Raw genomic sequence first — 12867 nt, forward strand, 5'->3', positions numbered from 1 at the left:
CCCCGGCCCTTCTCTTCCTGCGCCCGGTGGCCAGCGAGCGAAGGAGATTACCTGTATGGGTGGGTGGGCCGCGGTTCCTTCCGGCCTGGTGGTGCGGTCCGGGGAACTCCACGTGTTCAGGACCCGTTTGGATCCCTCCGGCAAGGCCGCGGGAGAAGCGGTGGAACTGGTCAGCGAGGAGGAGCGGGCCATGGCCGAGGCATTGGACCGCCCCGGCGACGGGCGAGCCTTCCTGTGTGCCCGTGCCACGACCCGCAGGGTGCTCGGCTGGGTGCTCGGGCGCAGTCCCGCCAGTATCGAGTTCTGCCGCTCGGAACACGGGAGACTTGCCTTGGTGGACCGCGAGGTCTGCTTCAGCGTGGCGTACGGAGGCGGCCAGCAACTGATCGCCGTGTCGCTGAACGGCGCGGTCGGCATCGACGTTCAGGACGGTGACGTGACGTACGGCGAAAATCTCCATCTGGCCTTGACGCGGTGGGAACAGCAACTGCTGCGGCGGCTGTCCCCGTCCGCCCGGCAGATGTTCTTCCTCGGCCTGTGGACCCGCAAGGAGGCGGTTCTGCGCGCGGTCGGCTACGGCTTTCGGGTGCCGCCGGACGAGGTGGACGTGCTCTTGGAGGACGGCGAGGGCGTGGTCGCGGTGCCGCTGCCCGACGGTGCCGGGGTCGCCGAGGTGCACGTGCGCGACCTGCCGACCGGGCGCGGGACGGTGGCCGCCGTTGCGACCACCGGCCCGGTGACCGATCTGCACACCTGGATGTTCAATCCGGCCATGGGCGCCGTACCCCTGAACTCCTGCTGACCGGACCGGGCGACATCCCCCGCGCCTGAGCCGGTCAGCAGGCTGCGCCGGCGGCCCCCGTCTGGGGGCCGCCCGGCGTGAGAAGTTCACTCAACTGCCGCCAGGCCTCAGAAGACTTGCGATACGCGCCCGCACGCTCCAGGGTCTCGGCCGCCTGCCGGTAACTGTCCTGGGCCGCTGCAGTGTCACCGGCCAGGCGGTGTGCCTTGGCTGACATGAGATGGCACTGCCCCAGTTTCGCCAGGGGCAGTTCGGCGTCGCCGCCGCGTACGCGGCCGGTCAGTTCCAGCACACGTTCCGGCCGCCCCTGACGCAGCGCCAGCTGGGCCTCGGCCAGCATGAGATCGGCCAGGTCGTCTGCACGGCCGACGAGCTCGATCGCCTGGCGGGCGCGGGCGAGCAGCCCTTCCGCGCTCTCCAAGGCGTCGTCTGAGGGGTCGTGTTCCAAGCGGAGTGCCGCCGAGGTCAGGCACAGCCGGGCCCAGGCCGCCAGATTCACGTCCGGACGCAGACAGACGAAAGCCTGCTCGTGCAGTCTCGCCGCTTCTTGCGGCAGCCCGCACAGGAAGCGCGTGCTGCCTGCCGCCCAGTAGACCTGGCCACGCAGTTGGCGGGACGGGATGTTCTCAGCGATCTCCTGCAGTGTGTCGGCGAGCCTCGCAGCGTTCTCCAACTCCCCGCTGTCAGCGTAGGAGTTGAGCAGCGCCAACATCGCCTTCACCCGCTCGTGAGCGGTCGGAGGCAGAGTGACGATGTCCGACACAGCAGCCTCGGCGACGCGGACAGCTTCCCCCAGTCGCCCCTGGTGGCGGAGGTTCTCGGAGAGGGCCGTGGAAACTCGTGCCGCAAGCCGAGGCGTCTCCTGTGACAGAGAGGTCTCGGCCAGGCCGGTGAGGACGGTGTGCTCCTCGGCGATGTGCCCCAGTTCCCGTAGGACTTCGGCCAGCACCCAGGCGGCCTCCCAAAGCAGGTCCTCTTCGCTGTGGCCGGCGCCTGCCGAGACGATCCTGCGCAACAGCCCGGCGGCCTCGGCCAGTTCACCGTCCTTGCGCAGAGCTCCCGCCGTGAGCAGCTGGCTGGCCACGTCGAGCCTCTGACTGCGGTGCTCGTCCTCGCCCTCCTGCGAATCGGGTCCGGTCAGGGTCTCCAGGGGCACCTCGAGCCGACGGGCGAAGAGGGAGGCTATCAAGTCGTTTGGCGACCGCCCGCCGCTCTCTACCCGGGAGACATAGCTGGCCGATACATCGTCACCGGCCAGTTCGCTCTGGGACAGTCCACGCTGAACCCGCAGTCGTCGTAGTCTGCGCCCGAAAGCGGGCTGTTCGATCATCATCGTCCTCCGGGATCGCCCTGGCTTGCCAGACCGGGCGGGCGAGCGGCTGTCATGTGCCTCAGCCGCATGGTGCGCTCTCGGGCATGAGCCCAACAAGACGACACTGTCACCGATTGCCCCGAGGCAGCCTAGGGCGCGCGCGTCGACCCTGTCGAATTCCTTGCCGAGCGGTAGCGGGCGTGCTGATCCATCCAGTCTCCGCAGGTCAAAACCGTGCGGCAAGAGCTATGTCAAAACTTGCTTGAAGCATGACTGTATCCATGCCTAGTGTTGTGACGAGCGTGACGGATCGGTGTCAAAGTCTGTGACAACTCATGGGGGAATTGTGCGTGCTGACATACGTGGCGGTGAACGCGCCTCGGTCACCGGGAGAACAGGCGGGGGTACTGGGTCGCAGACCGAGACGCCTCTCTCCGTGGGGCAGGCGTCTCTCCTCTTCCTGCACGAGCTCGCGCCCGATTCGCCCGCTTACCACATCACCGCTTGCGCGACGGTCGGCGAACGACTCGACTCCGAGCGGCTGCGCCGCGCCTGGCGTGCTGTCTGTGCTCGCCATCCGGTGCTCACCGGTGTCATCGCTCTCCGCGCCGAGGGGTACGTGCAGCGCTGGTACGGGGCCGAGGCGCCGTTCGCCGTACGTGAGACGCCGGGTATCGGCGCCGAGGAGTTACGGTTGCTCGCCATCCGTGACTACGAACTCCCCTTCCGTCTGGATCGCGAGGCTCCGGCTCGGTTCTTCGTCTATCAGGACACGGACAGCACCACGCTGCACCTCGTCCTTCACCACATCGCCGGTGACATGAGTTCCCTCTTCATCGTCATGGAGGACCTCCTCACGGCGTACCGCTCCGAGACGGATGGCACACCAGGGCTGCCTGTCGACTTCGACACCTCCTACGCGCGTCACGTCGCGGCCGAACAGGCATTTCTGGACGGTCCCCGCTCGGAGAAGTCGCGCCGCTACTGGGAGGAGCGGCTCTCCAACTGCCAGTTCGCCCTCGATCTGCCCGGCATGACCGCACCTCGCCCGGTGGCCGACCCCGAGGCTCCAGCCCACGTGCGCTTCCGCCTTGGTTCAGAAGTCACTGTGCGAATACGGGAGTTGGCCGAGTCTCGGCGCAGCACCACTGCCACGGTGCTGCTCGGCGCTTTCAACGTGTTGCTGCACAAACTCACCGCCTGCGACGACATCGTCGTCGGCTTCCCTGTTGAGGGCCGCAAGACATCCTTCAAGCGGACCGTCGGCCACTTCACCAACTCGCTGCTGCTACGCACCCCGGTTACTCCCGACGCCACTTTCGACTCAGTCCTGGACGCCACCCGCACTGCGCACATCGATGCCGTACGGCATCGGGCGCTGCCCACGCCGACGGTCCTGGGGCGTCTGACCCCGGGGTCGGCCCTGTCAGGGCAGTCGCTTTACCAGGTGAGTTTCCAGTTCGAGTCGGACCGGCTTGCCGACGGCACCAAGGCGATCCTGGGGGACTTGGGCACAGTCCGCTTCGCAGGCTTCGACACGGTGCCGGTGCCGGTGCGTCAGCAGGTCGGGCAGTTCCCGCTGCGACTGCAGGCGGGTGAGATCGACGGAGACGTACACGGTGTCCTCCACTTCGATCCGACCCGGCTCGACGCCGAGACCGTCGCCGGCTACGCCCGGTTGTTCGAGACCGTCGTGGACGAGGCCGTAGCCGACCCGACTCTGACCGTCGCCCGCCTTGGCGCCAAAGCCGAACTGGCCCTGCGCTGGTCGGGCACCGGGGGCGACGCGGTCGGTGACGGACGGCCGGTGCACCAGGCGGTGGTGGCGCACGCGCTCACGGCACCGGACGACGTGGCCCTGATCGACGGCGAACGGGCGTGGACGTACAGGGAGTTGGAGCGTGCGTCTGCTGTGGTGGCCGCGCGGTTGCGGCAGTTGGGGGTCGGGCCGGAGTCGGTGGTGGGCTTGTGCCTGCCACGCGGGGCGGTGACGACGGTCGCCATGCTGGGCGTGCTGCGCGCGGGTGGAGCCTGGCTGGCGCTCGACCCCTCCTACCCGGTAGGTCGGCTGCGGCTGATGGCGGCCGAGGCCCGATGCGCCGCAGTAGTCCGGGGCGCGGCCCAGCGGGAACTGACAGTCGGTGTCGTCTCCGCGGACACCCCCATCCTGGAGCTCGACGGCCTTGACCTAACCGCCGACGCCGACCGAACCGGCCTTGACGCGGCGCACGAGGACGATCTGGCGTACCTGGTCTTCACCTCGGGCTCCACCGGCCGCCCCAAGGGCGTGGCCGTGAACCACCGGACGCTGGCCCGCTCCACCGACGCGCGCGGCGCTTTCTACGGCCCGCGCCCACCGCGCTTCCTCTTGCTCTCCTCCTTCTCTTTCGACAGCGCCTACGCCGGCGTCTTCTGGGCCCTGACGTTCGGAGGGACCTTGGTGGTCCCCGACGCCGACCAGGTGAAGGACGCCGACGAGCTGGCCGACCTCGTGGAGCGGCACAGGCTGACACACACTCTGACCGTCCCCTCCTTCTATCGCGCTCTCCTGAACCGCCCCGGCGGACCAGGGCGTTCGCTGCACACCATCGTGGTCGCGGGCGAGTCCTGCCCACCGGACCTTGTCGCCGAGCACCGGGCCGTGCTCCCGGAGTGCGCTCTGGCCAATGAGTACGGGCCGAGCGAGGCCACTGTCTGGGCGACCGGCTACGTCTGCGCGGACGTTCCCGGCGGTTCCGTGCCCATCGGCACCCCGATCGCCGGAACCACCGTGTACGCGCTGGACGGGGCGATGCGGCCGGTCGTCACCGGAGGCGTGGGCGAGCTGTACGTCGGTGGTGCGGGTGTGGCGCGCGGGTACGCGGGGCGGGGCGGCCTGACGGCCGAGCGATTTGTTCCCGACCCGTTCTCGGACGTGCCGGGGGCGCGCTTGTATCGCACGGGTGACTTGGTGCGTTTCGACGCTACCGGTGTCCTGGAGTTCCACGGCCGGGTCGACGAGCAAGTCAAGGTGCGTGGTTTCCGGGTGGAGTTGGGCGAGATCGAGGCCGTGATCCGGAGCGCGCCCGGGGTGGCGGACGCGGCCGTGGCGGCGGTGGCGCCGCCGGGTGATGGTGACCGGCGTCTGGTGGCCTACGTGGTGACGCGGGCCGGGACCGTGTCTGAGCCGGAGGATATACGGGAGTGGGTGGCCGAACGCCTGCCCGCCCACATGGTGCCCGCCGCCGTGATGGTGCTGGAGGCGCTGCCGTTGTCGGTGAACGGCAAGGTGGACCGCCGGGCGCTGCCGGCACCGTCGTGGGAGACGCCCGACCGGGACTCTGTCGCGCCCCGCAGCGAAGTGGAGCGGCGGCTCGCCGAGGTGTGGTGCGAAGTTCTGGGGTTTGAGCGGGTCGGTGTGCACGACGACTTCCTGGCCCTGGGCGGGGACTCGATCCTGTCGATTCAGGTAGTGGCCAAGGCCCGGCGGGCCGGTGTCCGCCTCACTCCACGGCAGTTGTTCCAGCATCCGACCATCGCCCGCCTTGCTCCCCAGGTAGAGCTGTCAATCGGAGACGACGACGGTCCGGGCACGGACGGCAGCGCCTCGGACACTGTCGACACCGCCGGGCTGCCCGCCGACCGGCTCGCAGCCTGGGAGCGCTCCCTCGGCCCGCTGCACGCCGTCTGGCCCATGTCCGCGCTCCAGCAGGGCATGCTCTACCACGCCCTCGCCGAGCCGCAATCGGACGCCTACACCGAGCAGCTGGTGTGCACCCTGAGTGGAGAGCTCGATCCGCGAGCCTTCCTTGATTCCTGGCGCGGTGCCATCACCCGGCACTCGGCCTTGCGCGCCCGCTGCTCCTGGCAAGACGTCGACCGCCCTCTGCTAGTGGTCCCCCAGGACATCGACGTACCTGTCGTATACGAAGACTGGACGGCCGCGGGCAGCGGGGAGCCGGCGCGGGAGCGCCTGGAGACATTTCTGGCGCGGGACCGGAGCGCGGGATTCGAGCTTGATGGTGGCCCGCTCGTACGCCTCGCGCTGGTACGCATGGCCGACGACCGCTGGGCCTTCGTGTGGACCAACCACCACATCCTGCTCGACGGGTGGTCGCTCCCCGTCGTCGCGGGCGACGCCTTCGCGCTCTACACCGCCCTGCGCTCCGGCACTGACATCGAACTCGCACCCGCCCCCGACTACGGCGCATTCGTGCGCTGGAGGGAGAACCGTGACGGCGCCGAGGACGAGACCTTCTGGCGCAAGCAGCTCACCGGTTTCAGCACTCCGGCGCTGCTCGCACCGGCCAGGGCCGCGGCCGCCGTGCACGGCGCCGACCGGTACGAGCCCACGCTGCGGCTGACCGGTAAGCAGTCGCATGCTCTGTACGAAGCCGCCCGTGGACGTGGCGTCACTCTCGCCGTGCTGGTCCACGCCGCCTGGGCTCTTGTCGTCGCCCGGCGTACCGGTGCCCGGGATCTGACGGTCGGCAGCGTGGTGTCCGGGCGGCCCACCGAGATCGATGGCATCGAGGGCACCGTCGGCCTGTTCATCAACACCCTGCCGTTACGCGTGCGGATCTCCGACGACATGCGGGCCGACGACTTGCTCGACTCCGTCCTCCAGGGACTGCACGATCTCACCGATCACCAGCACGCTTCGCTCGCAGAGGTCACGTCCTGGGCCGGAGCTCCGGCTGGGGCTCAGCTCTTCGACTCCATCGTCGTCGTCGAGAACTACCCCTTCGAAGGCTTCACCACCGATGGCTTCACGCTGGAGAGCAGCCGCCTTCTGGAGCGCACCACCTATCCGGTGAGCGTGCAAGTCATGCCCGGCGAGCACCTGGAGCTGCGGCTGTGTGCCGACGCCGCGGCCTTCGACGAGGGCGCCGCGCAGCGGCTTCTCGACGACTTCGGTCGGGCTCTGGACACACTCACCGGCGATCCGGAAACAACCTTCGGCGAACTGGGCATGAGTGATGCCAAGGTCGCACTGACGTGGTCGGGTGCCCAGGCGGAGTCCGCCGCGGGGCGGCCGGTGGCGGAGGCGGTTGTGGCGCATGCGCTGTCGGCGCCGGGTGATGTGGCCCTGGTCGATGGTGAACGGAGTTGGACATACGGAGAGTTGGAGCGCGCATCGGCCGTGGTGGCCGAGCGGCTGCGGCGGTCGGGGACCGGTCCGGACTCGGTGGTGGGGCTATGCCTCCCGCGTGGGGCTGCGATGGCGGTGGCAATGCTGGGCGTATTGCGGGCGGGCGGTGCCTGGCTGGTGCTCGACCCGACGTATCCCGCCGAACGGCTGCAGCTGATGGCGGACGAGGCGCGTTGCCGGGCCGTCGTGAGCGGTGTCGCACAACGCGAGCTGATCGGCAGCCTGCTGCCCGCCGGCACCTCCGTAGTGGAGATCGACGGTCTCGACCTCACTGCTGACGCCGACCGGACAGGCTTGGACAGGGCGCACGAGGACGACCTGGCGTACCTGGTCTTCACGTCCGGCTCCACCGGTCGCCCCAAGGGCGTGGCCGTGACACACGGTCAACTGGCCGCCCACCTCGCACAGATCAGCGAGACCTTCGGCCTCACCGCCCGCGAGCGGGTCCTGGTTTTCGGCTCGTTCTCCTTCGACGTCAGCACCGAGCAACTGTTCGCACCGTTGACCGCGGGCGGGTCGGCCGTGATCCGGCCCGACGGACTCCTCGGCACCGAAGAACTGCTCGCCTTCCTGGAGGAACGCCGGGTCACCGTCTTCAACCCGCCGACCGGACTGTGGCGGCAACTGGCCACCGATCTCGCCGACGGTGCTGCCGTACCGGACGGACTGGCCGTCCGCCTCACCGTCGTCGGCGGCGATGCCATGCCGGCTGCCGAAATTGACAGCTGGCAGCGCACCGTGGGAGGCCGCGTCCTCAACGCCTACGGACCGACCGAGACCGTCATCACCGCCACCGCCCACGAGGCCACCGCCGACATCGTGGGCACTGTTCCGCTGGGACGGCCGCTGCCGGGCCGCACTGTGTATGTGCTGGACGAGGAGCTGCGACCGGTGCCTGTGGGAGGTGTGGGCGAGCTGTCCGTCGGCGGTGCCGGTGTGGCGCGCGGGTATGCGGGACGGGGCGGGCTGACGGCCGAGCGGTTTGTTCCGGATCCGTTCTCGAAGGTGCCCGGGGCACGTATGTACCGCACGGGTGATCTGGTGCGGTTTGGCCCCGGAGGTGCGCTGGAGTTCCACGGCCGGGTCGATGAACAGGTCAAGATCCGTGGCTTCCGCGTGGAGTTGGGCGAGATCGAGGCGGTCGTACGCGGAGCGGCCGGGGTAGCCGACGCAGCGGTGGCGGCGGTGGCGCCACCGGGCGGGGGCGAACGGCGCCTGGTGGCGTACGTCGTCGCCCGCGCCGGATCCGTGTGTGAGCCGGAGGCGATACGCGCATGGGTGGCCGAACGGCTGCCCGCGCACATGGTGCCGGCTGTCGTGATGGCGGTGCAGGCGCTGCCGTTGTCGGTGAACGGCAAGGTGGACCGCCGGGCTCTGCCGACGCCCTCCTGGGAATCGGCCGCGCAGGACCTCGTGGCACCCCGCAACGAGGTGGAACGACGACTGGCCGAAATCTGGTGCGAGGCTCTGGGCCTGGAACGGGTCGGAGTCCACGACGACTTCCTGGCCCTGGGCGGGGACTCCATCCAGTCGATCCAGGTGGTGGCCAGGGCCCGACGGAGCGGTATCCGACTCACGCCACGGCAGTTGTTCCAGCACCCGACCATCGCCCTCCTCGCCCCGCACGTCACCACCGGCACGACAGCCGGAACCCGCCCGCAGGGCGACAGCACCGACGAGCTCAGCCCGATCCAGCAGTGGTTCCACGAACTAGACCTGATCGCACCGGCCCACTGGAACATGGGCCTGCTCCTCGGGGTGCGTACCCGGGTCAGCACTGACGAGTTGGCCACCGCGCTGAACGCCGTGGCCGGCGCGCACGAGGCACTCCGCACCCGCTTCACGGACAGCGACCATGGCCGAGTACGCGCCGTGGTCGAGGCGGTGGCCGACGTGCCGGTGGAGCACACCGACCTGTCCGCCGTCCCCGGCGACCAGGTCGAACATCGGCTGCGGGAGGTCGCCGACGACCTGCACACCCGGATCGACCCGGCTCACGGCCCGCTCCTGCGGGCACACTTGGCCGACCTCGGCCCACGAAGCCCACAGCGGCTGGTGCTGGCCGCCCACCACCTGGTCATGGACGCCGTCTCCTGGCGGATCATTTTGGAGGACCTGGAGTACGCGCTCGCCGCCGTACGTGAGGGCAGGACTCCGGAACTCCAGGCCGAGGGCACCACACACAGGCAGTGGACCGCCGAACTGCGCCGACGGGCCCTCGACCCGCAGGTCCTCGATCAGGTCCGCGCGGACCTCGAGGAACTCGCCGCCCTCACCGGGCCGACGCGGACCATGACGTCGCCCGGGACCGAGGGCACCGCACTCCGGGCTAGACGCGAACTCACCGTCGAGCAGACCGAGCGGATCCGACACGCGCTCGTGCAGCAGCTGGGCGGCACCTTCGAGGAAGGGCTCCTGACCGCGACGGCCCGCGCCCAGGCCCGGATCGCCGGACTGAATACGGTCGTTGTGGAACTGGAGAGCCATGGCCGCGAGGATCTGCATCCGGACCTCGATCTGTCGCGTACGGTCGGTTGGTTCACCACTCTCGCGCCCTTCCCAGTGATCGCCGCGGACGACAGTCCCCTCGGCACACTGTGGGATGTTCGTGCCCGGCTGCGCGACCTTGTGCACCGCGGAATCGATCACGGCGTGGTGCGGCACCTGACGCACGACCAGGACCTTGCCCGACTGTTCGAGTCGCTTCCCGCACCGCACCTCAACTTCAATTATCTGGGCCGGGTCAGCACCAGCACCGACTCCGATGCCTCGATCGAACTCCTCGCGCCCGGCTTCGGCCGGGTCCGCAATCAGCACGGGACGCGTCCCGCGGCGATCGTGGTGGAGAGCCTGGTCACTGATGGCAGTCTCGCCGTCGAGGTGGAACACGTCGGGCAGGCACAGGCTGACGCGCTTGTGGACGCCGTCATCGACGAATTGAGTACGCTCGCCGACGAGCGGGACGCGCCGATGCTCGCCACCGGGGTGCGGCACGGCACCGCCCCGGTCTCTGCCGTGCGCGACTGGACCGCGCGCTGGGGCGATCTGACGGCGGTGTGGCCACTCACACCGACGCAGGAAGGCATGGTCTTCCGCACCCTCGCCGAGGACGGTGCCGCGGGCGGGGGCGTCTACGTGGAGCAGCTCGTCTGCATACTCGAAGGAGACCTGGACCACCGGGCGTTCGCCGACGCCTGGCAGGCGGCCGTCGACCGGCACGCCGTCCTGCGTGGCGTGTGCGTGTGGCAGGACGTAGCACGTCCGCTGTTCGTGGTACCTGCCGCACGTGAGCTTCCAGTCAGCTTCCTGGACTTGACGTCCGACCCCGACGCGGGTCTCGACGCCTTCGTCGCACGGGACCGGCACATCGGCTTCGACCTGGGCGAAGGGCCTCTCGCTCGGCTCGCCGTGGCCCGGCTCGCGGCCGATCGCTGGGCCTTCGTATGGACCAACCACCACGTGCTGTTCGATGGCTGGTCGCTGCCCATCCTGCTGGGCGACGTACTCGAGCACTATGCCGCGAGTCGACAGGGAGAAACCCTGCGGCTCGCCCAGGCGCTGGACTTCGGGACCTTCGCCCGGTGGTCCGCCCGACAAGACCTGGATGCCGCCCGGGAGTTCTGGACTCAAACACTCGACGGCTTCACCCCGACGGCACTCGCCCCGCCGAGGGAGCGCCCTGCGGTCCACCGGGACCACATGGTGCATCTGCCGGCGTCGGACACCGCACGGCTGCAAGAGACCGCACGGCGCCTAGGCGTCACCCTGGGCGGCATGGTGCACGCAGCGTGGGCCCTCACCCTCGCTGCTGATACCGGTGGGGACGACGTGGTCTTCGGCAGCGTGGGCTCCGGACGCCCTGCGGACCTGGAGGACGTGGACCGCATGGTGGGCATGTTCATCAACACGGTTCCCCTGCGCACCCGAGTGCCCGCCGCACTGTCGATCGGCACCTGGGCCAGGGACGTACAGCAGTCGTTGAATCAGGCACATGACCACATCCACACCCCTCTCGCGCGGATTGCCGTGTGGAGCGGGCAGACCAGCTCGTCCGCCCTCTTCGACACCTCGGTGATCGTGGCCAACTTCCCCTTCGCCGATCTGAGTACGGGGCTCCCGGGACTGTCGGTGACCCGCACTGAGACACACGAGCAGACCGAACTTCCCGTCACGGTGTCCGTCGCCCCGGAGAGGGGCCGGCTCGCCATCGCCCTCAATCACGACACTGTGCGGGTCTCCGCCGAGCGGGCTGCCGCTCTCGCCGACCGGTTCTGTATCGCCCTGACGGCACTGGCCGAAGACACGGCGACGGTCGGCGAGGTGCGCGCGGGACTGCAGGAGCAGGCCCGGAGTGAGCGCGCCCTGGGCCGCGCCCGCCGGGCAGCTCGTCTCGGTCCACCCATCCGTCCTCGCGGCTGAGTCCGGCCGCACCTTCTCACGCTGCGATCCCCCGGAGTACGGCTTCGCCTGCCCGGCGACGCCCGAGCCCTCGCGCGCCATCCGACAACCTTCGGAGAACACATGTCCCTTCGTACGTCCCGCATGCCCCAAGCACCTCTCAGGCGACGATCTTTGACCGACGCATCGGTCGTCAGCTTCCGCCCGATGGAGCCCTCGGCACTGCCCGTCCTCGCCACGCCGCAGCAGCCCGGCGTCCCGCTGACCGCGTGGGTGCGGGCCAACGCGGAGCTCGTTCGCGAGCAGCTGCACCAGTACGGCGCGGTTCTCTTCAGAGAATTCGACGAGGGCGCCGACGCGGTGCGCCCCGTCGTCGAGGCCGTCGGTGGCGACGGAGCGCTCTCTTACCAGGACGGCGCCACGCCACGAAGCGAGCTGGACGACGGTGTCTACTCCTCCACCGAGTACCCGGCCGACCAGACCATCGAGATGCACAACGAAGCCTGTTACAGCTGGAGTTGGCCCCGCGTCCTCGGATTCTCCTGCGCTCTGCCCGCGCAGAGCGGAGGGCAGACCCCGCTTGCTGACTCGCGAAAGGTGCTGCGTCGGCTGCCCGCTGACCTGCTCGCTCGCCTCGAGCGGCACGGGGTCCGCTACGTACGCAATTACACGCCGGGCGTCGGAATCTCCTGGCAGGAGGCGCTGGGCTGCGACGAGAGCGGCCTGGACGCCTATGCCGAGCGCACGCGGGTGCGGCTGGAGCGCATCGCCGACGACCACCTGCGCACGGAAGCCCTGCGGCCCGCTGTCGTGCGGCACCCCGACACCGGCGAGTGGGTCTGGTTCAACCAGGCCACGAGCTTCCACCTGAGCACCATCGGCGACGAGCTGGCCGCAGAACTCCTCGGGCAGGTCGGGCGGGACCGCGTGCCCAAAACGAGCAGGACCGGGGACGGCAGCGACTTCACGCATTCCGAACTCGACGCGATCCGGGCCGCGTTCGCAGCCGAGACGACCAGCTTCGACTGGCAGCTCGGCGATGTCCTGGTCGTCGACAACCTGCTGGCCGCACACGGCCGTGCGCCCTTCACCGGCAAGCGGGAGATCCGGGTCGCCATGGCTGGTGCGGCGGACTGGCACCAGGTGGAGACCCGGCCGACAGCCGCCGCCCTCGCGCAGGACGGCACCACCACACACATACAGGGGGACAGACGGTGAACACGG

Annotated in this window: 4 protein-coding genes; 3 read left to right on the plus strand and 1 reads right to left on the minus strand. The window is 69.5% G+C overall.

The genetic code is table 11. The features are described 5' to 3' along the window. Positions 1–55: 55 nt before the first annotated feature. Positions 56–802, plus strand: a complete 747-nt coding sequence (locus ACGFNK_RS26780; RefSeq protein ID WP_393419883.1) for a 4'-phosphopantetheinyl transferase family protein — start codon at positions 56–58, stop codon at positions 800–802. 34 nt (positions 803–836) lie between these two features. Here the strand turns inward: ACGFNK_RS26780 and ACGFNK_RS26785 are convergent, their stop codons facing one another. Beyond that, entirely contained in the window at positions 837–2132 is a 1296-nt protein-coding gene (locus ACGFNK_RS26785; RefSeq protein WP_393419885.1) for a helix-turn-helix domain-containing protein, read from the minus strand. A 328-nt stretch (positions 2133–2460) separates the two neighbouring features. Between ACGFNK_RS26785 and ACGFNK_RS26790 the strand changes: the two genes are divergently transcribed. Then, positions 2461–11664, plus strand: coding sequence for an amino acid adenylation domain-containing protein (locus ACGFNK_RS26790; protein WP_393419886.1), 9204 nt, complete (start codon positions 2461–2463; stop codon positions 11662–11664). A 153-nt stretch (positions 11665–11817) separates the two neighbouring features. Beyond that, positions 11818–12861: a TauD/TfdA family dioxygenase gene (locus ACGFNK_RS26795; RefSeq protein WP_393419888.1), complete on the plus strand. Its 1044-nt coding sequence runs from the start codon at positions 11818–11820 to the stop codon at positions 12859–12861. The last annotated feature ends 6 nt before the right edge of the window (positions 12862–12867 follow it).

Source organism: Streptomyces sp. NPDC048825 (assembly GCF_043198355.1).
Lineage (GTDB): Bacteria > Actinomycetota > Actinomycetes > Streptomycetales > Streptomycetaceae > Streptomyces > Streptomyces xiangluensis.